This is a genomic window from Paraburkholderia sp. RL17-381-BIF-C (assembly GCF_046026435.1).
Taxonomy (GTDB): Bacteria; Pseudomonadota; Gammaproteobacteria; order Burkholderiales; family Burkholderiaceae; genus Paraburkholderia.
The window spans coordinates 21,091-37,349 of record NZ_JARESX010000048.1 but is presented as its reverse complement, the minus strand read 5'-3'; the positions used below and the strand labels follow the sequence as shown (position 1 = coordinate 37,349).

The window sequence follows — 16,259 nt, the reverse complement described above, 5'->3', positions numbered from 1 at the left end:
GCTGGGTGGGCAAACGCGCGCACTGCGCCGCTCGGGTCATTCGTGCCACCGTTGCCACCCGCGCGATCGGCGCGAACGGTGCGAGCGGATCGCCGAGCGTCAAGCGGATGCTGACGCTCAAACGCTTCGCCAATCCGGACGTCACGCGCGCCTTCACGAATATCGTCTGGCTCGGACTGGAACGGCTCACGCAGATCGGCGTGGCGATCGCGATCAGCGGCTTGCTGGCGCGCTACTTCGGGCCTGACATTTTCGGCAAATGGCAATACGCCAATACGCTGCTGCTGGTGCTCTCGCCGATTACCTGGGTATGCGGCGCGGAGATACTCGTGCCCACCATCGTCAACCGGCCGCCGGCGCAACTCGGCACTGTGCTCGGCAGTGCGTTTGCGCTGCGCATATCGGTCTCCGCCGCGGCCTTGCTGCTCACCTGGCTCGGCATTGCCCTGCATGTGTTCGAGCCGCTGGTCGGCGCGATGCTCGCCGGGCTCGCAGTGACCATGCTGTTTCGCGAGCCGTTCGTCGGCGTGATCAATGCGTGGCTGCAAAGCATGACCTACAGCAAGCCGCAACTGCTCACCAGTATGAGCACCGCGGTGCTGAAAGCCGCTCTGGTGTATCTGCTGGTGCGCGCCGCGGCCACGCCCGCGCGCTTTGGCTGGCTGTGGGCGCTCGAATCGGCGGCCATCGGCGCCGTCCTCGTGCTCTATTACATGCGCCGGCATGGCGGCAAGCTCGGCTGGCATGTCGACCGTGCGCTCTTCAAGCACTTCGCAAGTGCAGGCACCGTGTTCTGGCTCGGCCTGATCTGTATGTATCTGTTCCTGAAACTGGACCGGCTCATGCTCGAACGGGCGATCTCCTTTGCCGACCTCGGTCGTTATTCCGCCGCCCAGCAGTTGAACGAAAACTGGATCACGCTCGCGCTGATGCTCGCGCAGACCATTGCGCCCGCCTTCGTCTACCGTGTGCAGGACGCCACCCAGTTGCGCCGCAACATGTGGCGGCTCACCGCCATGACCGCCGCGCTGATGGTGGGCGGCGCGCTCGTGCTGGATCTGCTGGCCGGCATCATCATTCGCCGCGTGTTCGGGCCGCAGTTCGAAGGCGCGATCGAAATTTTCCGCTGGGCCGTGTGGCTGTCCGTGCCGGCCGGCATCGAAGCGATCGGCAATCTGATCGTGCTCAAGTATCAGGCCAAGTTCGTATTACTCTCGAAGTGGCTGCTGGCGCTGGCTGTAGCATTCGTGGTCAATCTGCTGGCGATTCCACGGCTTGGCGCTTACGGCGCGCTGGTGGGTCTGGCGGCCGGCTATCTGGCGGCCGCGTCGGTTAATCTTTATTACATTCGTTTCAAATTGCGCCCATGACGAACGCATCCGCCACCGCGCAAATGACCCTCGACGACGTCGCGGTGCTGATTCCCGCCTACAACGGCCAGGCCGACGTCGACCTCACGCTCGCGTCGTTCAGCGAAAGCGCGCCGGTGCATGTGCTGATCGTCGACGACGGCAGCACGCCGCCGATCGTCGCGCCGGCCATCGCCAATATGAAGATCGAAGTGCTGCGCATGGCGCAGAACGGCGGCATTGAACGCGCGTTGCAAACCGGCATCGACGCATTGGCCCAGCGCGGCTTTCGCTATGCGGCGCGCATCGACGCGGGCGACCGCAGCGTGCCGCAGCGGCTTGCCAAACAACGCCTGTTCATGGAATTGCATCCGCGCGTGGCCGGCCTCGGCATGTGGACGCAAGTCGTCACTCGCGAAGGCAAACCGCTCTTCATGCTGACGCCGCCCGCCGAACCGAACGCGATCCGCCGCTTGCGCTTTTTCCGCTCATGCCTCGCGCACCCTTCGATGATGCTGCGCATCGACGCCGTGCGCGCGGTCGGCAACTACCGCGCCGAGTACCGCTCCGCCGAGGACCTCGATCTGTTCGTGCGACTCATGGAGCAGTACGACTGCGCGAACCTGCCGGAGCTCGGGCTCTATTACGAGCTGAACGAAGGCGGCATTAGCGCGACCAAACGGCGCCGCCAGGTGAATTCGACGCTGCGGCTGCAACTGCGCTACTTCAACGCGGCCAATCCATACGACTGGCTGGGCCTCGCCAAAAATCTGCTGCATCTGGTGACGCCTTACCGCGCGCTGCAACGGATCAAGCGCAGCCTGCTCACGCCGCGCGCGAGCCACTGAATCATTCCCCCAATTGACCGCCGAGTTCGTTCCCGCATGAAGCCTGCCTTGAAGTCGACGCCCGCGTTGCGCATTACACTCGTCTGTAACACCGCCTGGGCAATCTATACGTACCGGCAAGGGCTGATCCGTATGCTGGTCGGACGTGGCGTCGACGTGACGGTGCTGGCGCCGCGCGACCGCACATTCGAACTGCTCGCCGCCATGGGCTGCCGCTGCATCGAATTGCCGGTCGCCTCCAAGGGCACCAATCCACGCGACGACCTGCGCACGCTGTACGCGCTCTATCGGCAATACCGCACGATCCGCCCGCACGTGGTGTTCCATTACACGATCAAGCCGAATATTTATGGCTCGATCGCCGCGAAGCTGGCGGGCGTGCAATCGGTTGCGGTCACAACCGGATTGGGCTACGTGTTCATCCAGCAAAGCCGCGCCGCTCAGGTGGCCAAGAAAATGTACCGTTTCGCGTTCCGTTTCCCGCGCGAAATATGGTTTTTGAATCGCGACGATCAGGCCGCATTTGTCGAACAGAATTTGTTGGTGCATCCTGAGCGCGCAAGACTGTTGCATGGCGAAGGCGTCGATCTGGACCAATTCGCCTTCACGCCGTTGCCCGAGCGGGCGGATTACCGCTTCGTGCTGATCGGGCGGCTGTTGTGGGACAAAGGCGTGGCCGAATACGTGGAAGCCGCACGGCGCCTGCGTGAACGTTATCCGCACGCGCGGTTCCAACTGCTCGGCCCGGTGGGTGTCGACAATCCCAGTGCGATTACGCGCGCAGAAGTGGCGGCGTGGGAACAGGAAGGCGTCATCGAGTATCTTGGCGAAGCGCATGACGTGCGGCCTTTCATCGCCGATGCGGATTGCGTCGTGTTGCCGTCGTATCGCGAAGGCGTGCCGCGCACGCTGATGGAAGCGTCGGCCATGGGCCGCCCCATCGTCACGACCGACGTGCCGGGCTGCCGCGAGGTGGTGGCGGACGGCGTCAACGGCTTGCTGTGCGAGGTGCGCAATGCAGAAAGCCTCGCGGCCACGCTGGCGCGCATGCTCGACATGAGCGGCGCCGAGCGCCGGGCCATGGCAGAACGCGGCCGAAAGAAAGTCGCGGAAGAATTCGACGAGCGCGTGGTCGTCGAAACGTATAAGGACCTGGTGCAAAAAATGACGGGCGTTTTACTTTAACGGAGCAACAGCATGACCACGAAGGGCACGATTCTGGTAACGGGCGGCGCGGGCTTTATCGGCTCGCACACCTGTGTCGAACTGCTAAACGGCGGTTACGACGTCGTGGTAATCGACAATCTCGTGAACAGCAACCGCGAATCGCTGCGGCGCGTGGAAAAGATTACCGGCAAGGCGGTGACCTTCTACGAAGCCGACGCGCGCGACCAAGCGGCGCTCAACCGTATTTTCGACGCCCATCCCATCACGGGCGCGATTCACTTTGCCGCGCTGAAGGCGGTGGGCGAGTCGGTGGCCAAGCCGATCGAGTACTACAGCAACAACGTCGGCAGCCTGCTGACCCTGCTCGGCGTGATGCGCGACCGCAACGTCAAGCAGTTCGTGTTCAGTTCCTCGGCCACCGTGTACGGCGTGCCGAAAAGCTCGCCGATCGACGAGTCGTTCCCGCTGTCGGCCACCAATCCGTATGGCCAGTCGAAGCTGATCGCCGAGCAGGTGTTGCGCGATCTGGAAGTGGCCGATCCGTCGTGGCGCATTGCCACGCTGCGCTACTTCAACCCGGTCGGCGCGCACGAGAGCGGCCTGATCGGCGAAGATCCCGCCGGCATTCCGAATAACCTCATGCCGTATGTCGCGCAGGTGGCGGTCGGCAAGCTCGAGAAGCTGCGCGTGTTCGGCGGCGATTACGACACGCCCGACGGCACCGGCGTGCGCGACTACATCCACGTGGTCGATCTGGCGCGCGGGCATCTGGCCGCGCTCGACGCGCTCGTCACGCGCGACGCGAGCTTCGTCGTGAACCTCGGCACCGGCCAGGGCTATAGCGTGATCGACGTGGTCAAGGCGTTCGAAAAAGCCGCCGGACGGCCGGTGCCCTACGAGATCGTGGCGCGCCGCCCGGGCGACGTCGCCTCCTGTTTCGCCGACCCGGCCGCTGCCGAGAAGATCATCGGCTGGCGCGCGCAGTTCGGCATCGAGCGGATGTGCGCGGATCACTGGCGCTGGCAATCCACGAATCCGCACGGATTCGCCTGAGTCGAAGCAAAGTAGACGGCGGCGCGAAGGCGTCGCCAGGCAGGAGCGCCGCCGCCGTCGATTGAGGGATTGCACCAAGCGGGTAATTCCGAATATTACTAACCCTTTACAGCTTCCTATACTGGCTCACCGTCAGACGGTCAGGCTTCCTAAGAACGTTCGAATCGGGGCGCACGGGCCCGCATCGAGGCTTCGTGCAAGAAAAGACATGCTACGGAGACAGTCATGGGAATTCGCTTGAAGAGCGTAGTGGGCGCGCTCGCGCTTTGTGCCCTCACCAATGTCAGCTACGCGGCGGATCCGATCAAGATCGGCGTCGATGGACCTTTCACCGGTGGCTCGTCTTCGATGGGCGTCAGCATGCGCGACGGCGTGCGCCTTGCTACCGCCGAAATCAATAAGGCCGGCGGCGTGCTCGGCCGCCAGATCGTGCTGGTGGAACGCGACGACGAGGCGAAAAATGAACGCGGCGTGCAGATCGCGCAAGAGCTGATCAACAAGGAAAAAGTCGTGGCGGTGGTTGGTTACATCAACACCGGCGTCGCGCTCGCCTCGCAGCGCTTCTTCCAGGAAGCGAAGATTCCCGTCTTCAACAACGTCGCGACGGGTAGCATCGTGACGAAGCAGTTCACCGATCAGCCGGATAACTACGTGTTCCGCAATGCCGCCGCGGACCGCATCCAGGCGCCCATGATCGTCGAAGAAGCCGTGACCAAACGCGGTTTCAAGAAGGTCGCGATTCTCGCCGACTCGACCAACTACGGTCAGCTCGGCCGCGAAGACCTCGAAAAGGCGCTCGCCGCCAAAGGCGTGAAGCCTGTCGCCGTCGAGAAATTCAATATCAAGGACGTCGACATGACCGCGCAACTGCTCAAGGCCAAAGAGGCCGGAGCGGAAGCGGTGCTGACATACGGGATCGGACCGGAACTCGCGCAGATCGCCAACGGCATGGCCAAGCTCGGCTGGAAAGTACCGCTGATCGGCAGCTGGACGCTTTCGATGGCGAACTACATCGACAACGCCAGCACCAACGGCGAAGGCGCGCGCATGCCGCAAACGTTCATTCAGGAAGCGAACACGCCCAAGCGTAAAGCCTTCATCGACGCATACCTCAAGGAATTCAAGCCGAAGAACAACCGCATCGACTCGCCGGTTTCCGCCGCGCAAGGCTACGACTCGGTTTATCTGCTGGCCGCCGCGATCACCCAGGCCGGCTCGACCGACGGCCCGAAGGTGCGCGCCGCGCTCGAAAGCCTCAACACCAAGGTGGAAGGCGTCGTGATGGTCTATGACAAGCCGTTCACGCACGACGACCACGAGGCGATCAGCCCGAACGTGCCGGTGGTCGGCGAGGTCAAGGGCGGCCGCGTGGTCTACGCGTACGATGCCGACCGCAAAGGCGGCGGGCAGTTGCGCAGCAAGCAGGCGAGTTCCGCGAACTGAGTTTGAAATAAGCGCAGCAGCTTGCTACGGAGCCGCACCCGTCTGAAGGCGGGCGCGGCTTTGCTTCATATCCGGTGAATTCCAGGGCGCTCGACGATGGCCATTCTTCTGCAGCTCATCTATAGCGGCATTGCGCTCGGCATGATCTACGCCGTGATCGCATTCGGCTATCAACTCACGTTCGCCACCTCCGGCACGCTGAACTTCGGCCAGGGCGACGCGCTGATGCTCGGCGCACTGGTCGGCCTCACGCTCGTCACACTCGGCGTCAACTATTGGCTGATGATCCCGCTCGTTTGCGTGTTCGGTCTGCTGCAAGGCGCGTTTGTCGAACGGATCGGGGTGCGGCCCGCGATCAAGATCAAATCCGAATTCGGCTGGATCATGTCGACGATCGCACTCGGCATTATCTTCAAGAACGTCGCCGAGAACGTCTGGGGCCGCGACGATCTGCGCTTCCCTTCCCCGCTGCCGGAAGCACCGCTGAAAATATTCGGTGCCAATGTGCTGCCAATGGAATTGCTGGTGGTCGGCGGCGCCCTCGTCATGATGCTGGCGGTCGAGTTCTTCAACCGCAAGACGATCTTCGGCAAGGCCGTGGTCGCTACCGCGAACGACCGCGACGCCGCGGCGTTGATGGGTATCAATACCGGCCTCGTGATCACGTTTTCGTACGCATTGTCTTCGCTGACCGCGGCCTTTGCGGGCGTGCTGATCGCGCCGCTCACGCTGACCGGCGCGACGATGGGCGCCGTTCTCGGGCTGAAGGCGTTCGCGGTGGCGATTATCGGCGGACTGTCGAGCGGACTGGGTATCGTGGTGGGCGGCGTCATTCTCGGCATTGCGGAGACGACGACCGGCTTCTACCTCTCCACCGGCTACAAGGACGTACCCGGGCTCGTGTTGCTGCTAATCGTGCTCGCGTTGAAACCTGCCGGCCTGTTCGGCAAGACCTCGATCAAGAAAGTGTGAGGACCGCCGTGAATCCCAAGAAGCTCATTGCGTCCGCACTGGCGCTGATCGCGCTCGCGGTGTTTCCCGTGCTGTCGGGGAATCCGTATTACATCCATCTGCTCGAGACGATCATGATCTACGCGATCCTGCTCTTCGGTCTCGATATCGTGGTCGGTTATACAGGGCAGGTGTCGCTCGGCCACGCCGGTCTGTTCGGCGTAGGCGCGTACACGGCCGGCGTACTGTTCTTCAAACTCGGCATGCCGTTCTTCGTTACCGCGCCGCTGGCGATCCTGGTCACCGCGGGCTTCGGCGCGATTCTCGCGCTGCCGGCGCTGCGCGTGTCCGGCCCCTACCTCGCGATGGTGACGCTTGCGTTCGGCACGATCATCCAGATTCTCATCAACGAGATGGATTTTCTGACCAACGGGCCGATGGGCGTGAAGATTCCAAAGCCTTCACTGGGCAGCCGGCCGATGAACGAGGTCGAATATTACTGGCTCGTCGCGGCGCTACTGGTTGCCTCGCTGATCGTCGTGCATCGCGTGCTCAAATCGCATCTGGGCCGCGCGTTCGAGGCGTTGCGCGACAGTCCGATCGCGTCGGACTGCATGGGCGTGTCGGTGTACCGCTACAAGGTCTATGCATTCGTGATCAGCGCGGGGTTTGCCGGGCTGGCCGGCTGCCTCTATTCGTATTCCGAGCAGTACATCTCGCCGAACACCTATAACTTCGAGCTGACCATTCTGTTCCTGCTCGCCATCATCATGGGTGGCCGTAAAACCCGCACCGGCGCGCTGCTCGGCTCGGCGATCATCGTCCTGTTGCCGAAACTGCTCGACGACATCGACATGTTCCGCACTGTCGCCTCGGTGCTGGCGGCGGTCGTCGTGATCGGCGCGGGCGTCGCGCTGGCGCGTAAGGTGTCCACGCCGCGCAAAGTTGCGATTCCCGTTCTGGGCACGGTGGGTCTTGCCGCGTTTTCCTACCGGATCGACACACTCGCCGACTGGCGGCTCACCATATTCGGCTTGATGATCCTGCTCGTCGTGTATTACCTGCAGGATGGCGTGGTCGGCTTCGTGCGCAAGATCGTGACGCATGGCCGGGTCCGCACCGTCACCGTCGACACCACGAAACCGGCGACGATTGGCGGCGATGCGATTCAGGCGGTGCAAGCCGGGGGCACGGAAGACATTCTGGAACTGCGCGGCATCCTCATGCAGTTCAGCGGACTGAAGGCGCTCAACAATGTCGATCTGACCGTGCAACGCGGCACGATTCACGGGCTGATCGGACCGAACGGCTCGGGCAAGAGCACGATGATGAACGTGCTGACCGGCATTTATGTGCCGACCGCGGGCACGCTCGCCTATCGCGGCGCATCGCTCGCGGGGAAAACCTCTTCGCAGATCGCGCTGTCCGGTATTGCGCGCACGTTCCAGAACGTGCAACTGTTCGGCGAAATGACCGCGCTCGAGAATGTGCTGGTCGGCCTGCATCACACATTCAACGCGAATCTCGTGGACGTCGGACTGATGTCATCGCGCTACCGGCGCGAGGAACGCGCCGCCCGCGAGCGCGCGTTCGGCATGCTGCGCTTTGTCGGCCTGGACAATGTCGCGGCCGAAGAAGCGCGCAACCTGCCGTACGGCAAACAGCGCTTGCTCGAAATCGCGCGGGCGCTCGCGCTCGATCCGCAATTGCTGCTGCTCGACGAACCGGCCGCCGGACTCACCGCGCCGGACATCAAGGAGCTGGTCGCGATCATTCGCAAGGTGCGCGATCACGGCATTACCGTCGTGCTGATCGAGCATCATATGGACGTGGTGATGAGCGTATGCGACCGGGTTTCGGTGCTGGACTTCGGGCAGAAGATTGCTGAAGGCAAGCCCGCCAATATTCAGTCCAACGAAAAAGTCATCGAAGCCTATCTCGGCGGCCAGCCTGCCGGTCAGGCGGCGTGAGCCCGCCGGGCGCCACTACAGGAACAGACATGTTATCGATCAGAAATCTGCATGCGGGCTACGGCAAGGTCAAAGTGCTGCACGGCATTTCGATCGACGTGCCGAAGGCTTCGGTCGTCACGCTGATCGGCTCGAACGGCGCGGGTAAAACGACGACCATGCGGGCGATCTCCGGCATGATCCGGCCGAGTGCGGGCGAGATCACGATGGGCGTCGGCGCCGACGCGAAGCGTATCGACGCTCTGGAATCGCATCGCATTGCGCGGCTCGGACTCGCGCATTCGCCGGAAGGCCGACGCGTGTTCGCGACCATGAGCGTGACCGACAACCTCATGCTGGGCGCGTTCCCCCGCCTGACGTCGGCGCGGCCTCGCGGTGACGTGAAGGCCGATCTGGAGCGTGCAATCGAGATGTTTCCGCGGCTCAAGGAACGGCGTCATCAACTGGCCGGCACACTCTCCGGCGGCGAGCAGCAGATGCTGGCCATGGCGCGCGCGATCATGATGAACCCGGATCTGGTATTGCTCGACGAACCGTCGATGGGGCTCGCGCCTATTCTGGTCGAAGAGGTGTTCCGGATCATTGGGAATCTGAAAAGCGAGGGCGTCACCATGTTGCTGGTCGAACAGTTCGCCGCTGCCGCGCTCAATGTGGCCGATTATGGCTATGTGCTGGAGAACGGCAGGATCGCGGCGCATGGGCCCGCCGCGGAGTTGCGCAACGATCCTTCGGTGAAGGCGGCGTATCTGGGTGCGAGTCACTGAGGTGCGCGCGGATTCCGGTGGATAGCGCGTTAATCGAAGTCATAAGCTCGCGAGACCCCGGTCGAGTTCCGCCGCCACGAGCTGCAAGTTGGGTTCGACGATCAGGTCGGCGTGGCCGCCGGAGATTTCCGTCACTGTCAGCCCGGCACGGGCGACACGCCGCCAAAGCAGCAGCGGATCGCCATGCCCATTCTGTGCAACCGCCGCACGGACATAGATAATCAGCCCCGCGTCATAGGGCTTGGGCCGATAGCTCGCCATCGCAACCCGCATCGTTTCGCGCATATGCCTGAGCACCGGAGGCATCGCCGGTGTGTAGCCTTCCGGCCGCTGTGGCATGCGGCCGAGGCGCATCCGCACCTGGTCCATCACGCTTACGAAGCGGTCCGTGAGATAGCCGGGCAGCCGCGCCGCCGGCATCGCCCGCACTGCCCGCCAATGTGAGCGCGCAGAACCGGCACGCCGCAGCAACCGCGCCGTCCAGGGCAGGCAATGTTCATGCACATACGTGTCGAGCAGGAATAGCATCTTGATCCGCTCGCCGGCGCCTTGCAGCTGTTGCGCAATCTCAAACGCCACCAGCCCGCCGAATGAATATCCCGCCAACGCGTAGGGCCCTTCTGGTTGCACGACACGCATCTGTTCAATGTAGCTCGCCGCCATGTCTTCGACGCGCAACTGCGCGGGTTGCTCTCCGTCGAGCCCGCGCGCCAGCAGTCCATAAACCGGACGTGGACTATTCAGCGCGCCGATCAGCGCAAGACATTCCATCACCGAACCACTCGCGCTGTGCACGAGAAAAAGCGGCGAGCCGGTGCCGGCACGCACCTGCACGAGCGTCGGCGACGCCGGCGGCAGCGCGTCGTCATCAATGAGGGCGGCGAGCCGCGCGATGGTCGGCGCAGTCATCAGCATGGCGAACGGAATTGCGCGTCCCGTCGACTCACGGACGTCGGCGAGCAAGCGCGTCGCCAGCAGCGAATGGCCGCCGAGATCAAAGAAGTTGTCGTCGCGGCCGATCGGCGCGACGCCGAACAGCTTCTCCCATTGCGCCTGCAGATGCGCTTCGAGTTGCTCACGCGTCTCACCCACAGGTGGCAACTCACGCGTGCCCAGATTCAGCGCCGGGTGACGCCGGATCGCATCGAGACACTCGGGATTGCGCAACGCCGCCGTATTGCCGATCGGCAATCCATTGATCGCGTTGCGCGCCGCGGCTTCGGAAAGCTTGCCGTTGTGTGTTGTCGGCAAAGCGTCGACCGCAAGGATCCGGTCCGGCGCGTGCGCCGGAGAGGCACGGCGCGCGAGGTCACGGCGCACACGGGCGGCGAGCGAACCGGTCAGCACCGCGCCGTCAGTTAGCACCAGTAGCAACACGACACGCGATTCGAAATCGTCGGGCATCGCTTGATGACCGGCCGCGCTGTGCATTCGCTGCTCGACGACCAACGCCTCGCGGATTTCGGGAATGTCGTTCAATACGCGGTAGATCTCAGCCGGGCCCACATTGATGCCACGCACATTCAGCACGCCGTCCGAGCGGCCGTGCATGCGCACGCCACCGTCTGGCGAGAACGCGATCAGATCGCCATGGGTCCACACACCCGGATTGCTGGCGAAATAGGCAGCATGAAAGGCAGCTCCCCCGACATCACCGAAAAACCCAAGAGGACGCGACGGAAACGGGTTCACGCAGACGAGCTGGCCGACGGCGTCGGTGCGCGCTCCCCGCTCCCATGCCTGCACGTCGAGCGCGAGGCTTTTGCATTGCGCCTCGCCAGCGTAGACGGGCAGATTCGGATTGCCCAGCATAAAGCAGCCGAGAATGTCCGTGCCGCCCGAGATGGATTGCAGTTGCAGCGGCTTGACGTGAGTGCGTACCCATTCGAATTGCGAGTCGAACAGCACAGATCCGGTGGACAGCATCGCTCGCAACGCGCCGAGGTCGAACTGTTCGCCGCATTCCAGGCCAGCCTCTTCGCACATTTTCAGGTAAGCGGGACTCGTGCCGAATACGGTGACGCGCTCTTGCGCTACGAGACGCCATAGCGTGTCGACCGTCGAGATCGGGCCGTCGTATGTCACGATCTCGACACCGGAAGCCAATGCGGAGAGTTGCCAGTTCCACATCATCCACGCGCAACTCGTATGGAAATACATTCGATCGCCTGGGCGCAGATCGCTGTGGAGCTGATGCTCCTTCAGGTGTTCGAGCAGCGTGCCGCCGGCGCCGTGTACGATGCATTTGGGCTTGCCGGTGGTTCCCGACGAGAACATGATGAAAAGCGGATGGTTGAAGGGGAATCGACGCCATTCGAAGCGGCCGGCATCGCCGGTGTTGAGCAGTGCGCCGAGCGAATAGACCGGTTGCGTCAGCGTGCTCGGCAGAACTCCTTCGTCGAGACAGACGACGCCTTGCAGCGATGGCAGCGCGACCGCCAACTCGGAAATTTTGCTTGCTACCGACCTGCCTGTGTCGAAGGTCCGCGCCGCGGCATGGGCGAGCAGCATTCGTGGTTCGAGCGGCATGAAGCGATCAAGGATCGCATCGACGCCCATTTCGGGGGCCGCCGTCGACAACGTCGCGCCAAGGGCGGTGACGGCCAACGCGGCAACGATCGCATCGGCGTCGTTGCGCATGACCGCCACCACGCGGTCACCCTCGCCTAATCCTAGCGCCGACAGTGCCTGCGCGACGCGCGCCACGCGCTCGCGCAATTGCGCGCGAGTGAGATGGATGCGACGCCCGTCGGCATGGCAGGCGGTCACGGCGGGTGCGTCGCCTTTCGCCGCTGACAGCCTGAGCAGATTGTCCGCGTAATTCAACAGCATTTGCGGGAAGAAGCTCGAGTGTTCGCAATCATCGCCGTCACACACTGGCTCAATGGCGCCCGACCATTCCAGTCCAGGCGACCATTGCACGAAACATCGCCAGAAGGTCCTGAACTCACGCACGGAGAAGTCGTGCAGTGCATCGAAGTCACAAAGCGGCTGACCGGTATGGGTGCGCAGGAAAGCGGTAAACGCGCTCAACTGCGAAGCGTCGATTCGCTCGGACGTGCTCACATGAATGGGCGCGCGCTCCGTCAAGCGGTTTGACCCGCGGAACGCACCAGGTAGGTCGACAGGATTCATGGAGATTGCACCTATGTCATGCGATGCCATCTGGAAAACGGCGGCGCCGAACGCGGCGCGCACACCGACTGCCGTCGTGCTTTCGCAATTATTACCCGACGGGAGGCTCGGGGTGTTCAAGCATGCCGACCGGCTGAACAAGCCAGCTAGCCGATGTAACGTGTTCTGTACGGAATCGAACACGCCTATTTCCGCCTTTGATTGCACCCTTCAATCCGTAGAAGCTTTGCCGCACACACGCCGCCTTCTCGAATCGAATATGCAGTGCATGATTCACGGCATTGCACCGTGATCTCAACCAAACTTGCTTCTGCCGACTGAGCCGTTTCATCATACACATGGACGCATGTTTTGACGCGTGTTCTAACCGCGCTTTATGTGCTGTACCGAACGGAGTAGCGGTATTCGTACGGATACTCTACGTCTACACATGCTCGACTAAAGACAGGGCAAGCGGGCATTCATCGCATTAGTTGAGACTGCGGGATCGACCCGGCAACAGGCGGCGAGGGAACCCCGATTTCTCTCTTGCCCGGATTGACACGTGACTTTCGTAATGCTGATAGCGAATAAGTCGCTCGCTAGTCCAACGTATCGCTGTCTAAGGTATGGCGGAAATTGACTGAGGCATCTTTCTGAGTCGGCCAGGATATCGTCGCTTTACGACTCATCGAATGACGGATGCTGAATTGCATAGCTATACTTTCCATTGAAAAATCATAATCTGGGTGGTGGGGAATACGGTGCCAGACGTCTTGCGGCATGCATTTCCGCATTATATGGAGAAGCGAAAATTCGTATTTTTTACATATTTTTCTTCTCAATTATTAATATCATTTTCATAGCAATTCGACGTTGCTACTCCCTCTGCTTTCCTATCTCGGGTAGTCCGCAGCACATCTCGACTGGTAACCCGCCTCTTTCTGTCTGTGCGGCTGGTACCCCGCCTCACCGGTGGAATTAACCGGAGTGGCCCGCAATGCCGAACACTGATGTACTCGTCAACGAACTTCGATCGGGGGGCAGCAATGGCTTTAGTCGGCAAGGTATCGGAATCAGTATCAAAGGAAGTTAATCCTTTCGATGCCCGCTACGAAGGTCGTTCGCATGCCGACCATTCTGAATTGGGCGGCCGCGGTTTTTCGGCTACGCACATAGATAACGTCTCGGAATTCAGTCGCGGTGAGGAATCACTTTCTTCGGACCTGTCACCCGAAACCGTGACCAGTCCTGTGGCTTGCCGCACGCTGTCGGCCGCGAACGACCCCGATATTCCAACGAGGAAAGGCGAGTTCACGAAACGCGCTTTCGACATTTTCGGTGCGTCGGCGATGCTGATCGCGTTGTTGCCGATTTTCCTCGTAATAGGTTGCGTCGTACTGAGCGACGGCGGGTCGGCTTTCTTTGGTCATCCGCGCGTTGGGCGAGGTGGCCGATCGTTTCGCTGTTTGAAGTTCCGCTCCATGGTACCGAAGGCCGATGTCGTTCTCGCTGAACTCCTGGCTGCGGACGCCAGCGCCCGTGAAGAATGGAATCGCGATTTCAAGCTGAAGAACGATGTTCGCGTTACCGCCGTTGGCCGGTTTCTGCGCAAGACGAGCCTTGATGAACTACCCCAGCTCTGGAATGTTCTTCGCGGCGACATGAGCCTCGTTGGCCCTCGGCCCATTGTCACCAAGGAGTTGGAACGATATGGCGCGGACGCCCATTATTACCTGTCGGTTAGACCCGGAGTGACAGGATTGTGGCAGGTGAGCGGACGAAACAATGTTGACTATGCAACGAGAGTGGCACTGGACGTCTCCTATGTAAAGGAACGTTCGACCCTGCTCGATATCAGCATTCTGCTGCGAACGTTCAAGGTGGTTTTTGAAGGAAGCGGGGCGTATTGAACAGCATGTACTGCGGCAACAGAAAAGCAAACCTTACGGAGTGGCGAAGACAATTCGGCAACCCTGTGTTCACGGACAAGCTCTCGATAGTGGGTTCGATCTAAAAACCCGTCACCTGTGAAGGTCACACGATCTGCGTTCTATTCTCGCCGCGCAACGAAACGTCCCAAATGACACTCAGCTCGCGACAAGTTTGAAGGCTACGAACGGCCGGCCTCGCCGGCGCTTCGCGGATCGATCAGCCGTTCCTTCTCAAGCCCTACAGCGACAGCGCCCGCCGCGCCTCCGCTTTTTCGCGACCTGATCGAAGGAGAATTCGCAGCATGAATACGGCCGCCGTCTCGCTCCCCCTTGCCGCCACGCTACGGGATCACTTCGCAAGTGTCGTGCTGCCGATCTGGCGCGGACCGGGGTTCAATACCGTGATGCACCTCCCGTACGAAGCTGTGAGCGCTGCCGCAGGGCACTCGTCATTGCCGGTCGAACGTTATCGCGCTATGGCGTGCGCGCGACAGTTGTTCGTCTTCTCGCAGGCCGGCGAGCCGGCCCACGCGCATGTGCTGTTCGAAGCCATGCTGCACTACTTTAAGGACAAGCAGCGCGGCGGCTGGATCTACAGTGTCGATGCGCAAGGAGCGCCGCTTGATACGACAAAAGATCTCTACACGCACGCGTTCGTGGTCTTCGCGTGCGCCGAATATGCCGCACGCTTCGACAATGCCGATGCACGCGGGCTCGTCCACAGCACGTCGGCACTGATCGAAGCGCGTTTCGGCGATCAAGATGGACTATTCAACGCGGCGCTCAACGCGGATTTCTCGACAGTAACCGGCGCGCGAGCGCAAAACCCGCTGATGCATCTCACCGAAGCCTGGCTCGCAGCGCGTGATGCAACCCAGGACAGCGCGTTCGATACCGCGTTGCGCAAACTGACCGACGCCATCGAGCGCACCTTCGTGCATGCGGCGACCGGTTGCATCGCGGAACTACCTTTGGGCGTCGAAGACAACCGCCTCGAACCCGGCCATCAGTTCGAATGGTTCTGGCTGATCAGGCAGGCGGGCACGCTACTGGATGGGTCGGAATTGGACGGCGCGCTCTCGCGCGCTTTTGCGTTTGCGCAGCGACATGGCGTGGATCCGGTCACCGGCGGCGTATGCGCATCGCTCGACGAAACCGGTCGTGTCAAGGACGCGACCCAGCGGATCTGGGCGCAAAGCGAATATCTGCGCGCGCTCGCCGTCCGCGACGACGCCGCGTCGCGCGCCGTGTTGCCCACGCAGATCGAACGCTTCCAACAGCGGTTTCTGCACGCGCACGGCTGGTTCGAATGCAAGACGGCCGCGGGAGAGGTATCGCGCGCGGACATGCCTTCGACTACGCCCTATCATCTCGCTACCGCCTATGCGGCGCTACGGGACTGACGAACGCACTGTTCGCAAGACTGCTACGGCTCGATTCTGTCCAAAGAAAACATGGCCTACGGAATCTCCCGGTTCGCGGGCCTACACGTGATGAGGTTGCACGTTCAATGGCGGTTCCTTATGCCATACGAACATCAGTCGTAGAGTTGACTGCCAGGCGCCGATGCATGGCTCATCAACGTCGGCGCACTTTCGAGCGTGCCGACGTTTTGCATTGACGCCGCGAGTTCGGCGCGCGCAACGAATGGTCGCCGATCTTCGTG

General features: G+C 61.8%; 12 protein-coding genes. 11 read left to right on the top strand and 1 reads right to left on the bottom strand.

Annotated elements, in window-relative coordinates; all coding sequences use genetic code 11:
- Nucleotides 1–107 precede the first annotated feature (107 nt).
- The 8 genes from P0D70_RS25350 to P0D70_RS25315 all read left to right on the top strand — a co-directional run bounded on the left by P0D70_RS25350 (nt 108) and on the right by P0D70_RS25315 (nt 9,545).
- Nucleotides 108–1,370: an oligosaccharide flippase family protein gene (locus P0D70_RS25350; RefSeq protein ID WP_408186481.1), complete on the top strand. Its 1,263-nt coding sequence runs from the start codon at nt 108–110 to the stop codon at nt 1,368–1,370.
- Nucleotides 1,367–2,197: a glycosyltransferase gene (locus P0D70_RS25345; protein ID WP_408186480.1), complete on the top strand. Its 831-nt coding sequence runs from the start codon at nt 1,367–1,369 to the stop codon at nt 2,195–2,197. The genes P0D70_RS25350 and P0D70_RS25345 overlap by 4 nt, the downstream gene beginning before the upstream one ends.
- A gap of 36 nt (nt 2,198–2,233) precedes the next feature.
- On the top strand, nt 2,234–3,382 hold the full coding sequence (locus P0D70_RS25340) for a glycosyltransferase family 4 protein (protein ID WP_408186479.1): 1,149 nt from the start codon (nt 2,234–2,236) through the stop codon (nt 3,380–3,382).
- Between the two features lie 12 nt (nt 3,383–3,394).
- On the top strand, nt 3,395–4,417 hold the full coding sequence (galE, locus tag P0D70_RS25335; protein ID WP_408186478.1) for a UDP-glucose 4-epimerase GalE: 1,023 nt from the start codon (nt 3,395–3,397) through the stop codon (nt 4,415–4,417).
- A gap of 225 nt (nt 4,418–4,642) precedes the next feature.
- Complete coding sequence (locus P0D70_RS25330) at nt 4,643–5,860, top strand: ABC transporter substrate-binding protein (protein WP_408186477.1); 1,218 nt, start codon at nt 4,643–4,645, stop codon at nt 5,858–5,860.
- A gap of 96 nt (nt 5,861–5,956) precedes the next feature.
- Nucleotides 5,957–6,832 (top strand): branched-chain amino acid ABC transporter permease, encoded by an 876-nt coding sequence (locus P0D70_RS25325; RefSeq protein WP_091796499.1) that lies wholly within the window; start codon nt 5,957–5,959, stop codon nt 6,830–6,832.
- An 8-nt stretch (nt 6,833–6,840) separates the two neighbouring features.
- Complete coding sequence (locus tag P0D70_RS25320; protein ID WP_408186476.1) at nt 6,841–8,781, top strand: branched-chain amino acid ABC transporter ATP-binding protein/permease; 1,941 nt, start codon at nt 6,841–6,843, stop codon at nt 8,779–8,781.
- A gap of 29 nt (nt 8,782–8,810) precedes the next feature.
- Entirely contained in the window at nt 8,811–9,545 is a 735-nt protein-coding gene (locus P0D70_RS25315) for an ABC transporter ATP-binding protein (RefSeq protein WP_091796500.1), read from the top strand.
- Nucleotides 9,546–9,584: 39 nt separating this feature from the next.
- Here the strand turns inward: P0D70_RS25315 and P0D70_RS25310 are convergent, their stop codons facing one another.
- Nucleotides 9,585–12,680: an acetoacetate--CoA ligase gene (locus tag P0D70_RS25310; RefSeq protein ID WP_408186475.1), complete on the bottom strand. Its 3,096-nt coding sequence runs from the start codon at nt 12,678–12,680 to the stop codon at nt 9,585–9,587.
- 13 nt (nt 12,681–12,693) lie between these two features.
- On the opposite strand from P0D70_RS25310, the gene P0D70_RS25305 reads away from it, so the two are divergent.
- From P0D70_RS25305 to P0D70_RS25295, 3 genes are all read left to right on the top strand, one after another.
- Complete coding sequence (locus P0D70_RS25305) at nt 12,694–12,972, top strand: hypothetical protein (RefSeq protein ID WP_408186474.1); 279 nt, start codon at nt 12,694–12,696, stop codon at nt 12,970–12,972.
- 736 nt (nt 12,973–13,708) lie between these two features.
- Complete coding sequence (locus P0D70_RS25300) at nt 13,709–14,572, top strand: sugar transferase (protein WP_408186495.1); 864 nt, start codon at nt 13,709–13,711, stop codon at nt 14,570–14,572.
- A 323-nt stretch (nt 14,573–14,895) separates the two neighbouring features.
- The gene (locus P0D70_RS25295; RefSeq protein WP_408186473.1) at nt 14,896–15,996 is read left to right on the top strand and encodes an AGE family epimerase/isomerase; all 1,101 of its coding nucleotides are present in this window, start codon (nt 14,896–14,898) and stop codon (nt 15,994–15,996) included.
- The last annotated feature ends 263 nt before the right edge of the window (nt 15,997–16,259 follow it).

Coding starts and splice junctions, on each gene's coding strand:
- P0D70_RS25350 (WP_408186481.1), top strand. CDS start 108: ATGCTGACGCTCAAACGCTTCGCCAATCCGGACGTCACGCGCGCCTTC.
- P0D70_RS25345 (WP_408186480.1), top strand. CDS start 1,367: ATGACGAACGCATCCGCCACCGCGCAAATGACCCTCGACGACGTCGCG.
- P0D70_RS25340 (WP_408186479.1), top strand. CDS start 2,234: ATGAAGCCTGCCTTGAAGTCGACGCCCGCGTTGCGCATTACACTCGTC.
- galE (WP_408186478.1), top strand. CDS start 3,395: ATGACCACGAAGGGCACGATTCTGGTAACGGGCGGCGCGGGCTTTATC.
- P0D70_RS25330 (WP_408186477.1), top strand. CDS start 4,643: ATGGGAATTCGCTTGAAGAGCGTAGTGGGCGCGCTCGCGCTTTGTGCC.
- P0D70_RS25325 (WP_091796499.1), top strand. CDS start 5,957: ATGGCCATTCTTCTGCAGCTCATCTATAGCGGCATTGCGCTCGGCATG.
- P0D70_RS25315 (WP_091796500.1), top strand. CDS start 8,811: ATGTTATCGATCAGAAATCTGCATGCGGGCTACGGCAAGGTCAAAGTG.
- P0D70_RS25310 (WP_408186475.1), bottom strand. CDS start 12,680: ATGAATCCTGTCGACCTACCTGGTGCGTTCCGCGGGTCAAACCGCTTG.
- P0D70_RS25305 (WP_408186474.1), top strand. CDS start 12,694: ATGTCATGCGATGCCATCTGGAAAACGGCGGCGCCGAACGCGGCGCGC.
- P0D70_RS25300 (WP_408186495.1), top strand. CDS start 13,709: ATGGCTTTAGTCGGCAAGGTATCGGAATCAGTATCAAAGGAAGTTAAT.
- P0D70_RS25295 (WP_408186473.1), top strand. CDS start 14,896: ATGAATACGGCCGCCGTCTCGCTCCCCCTTGCCGCCACGCTACGGGAT.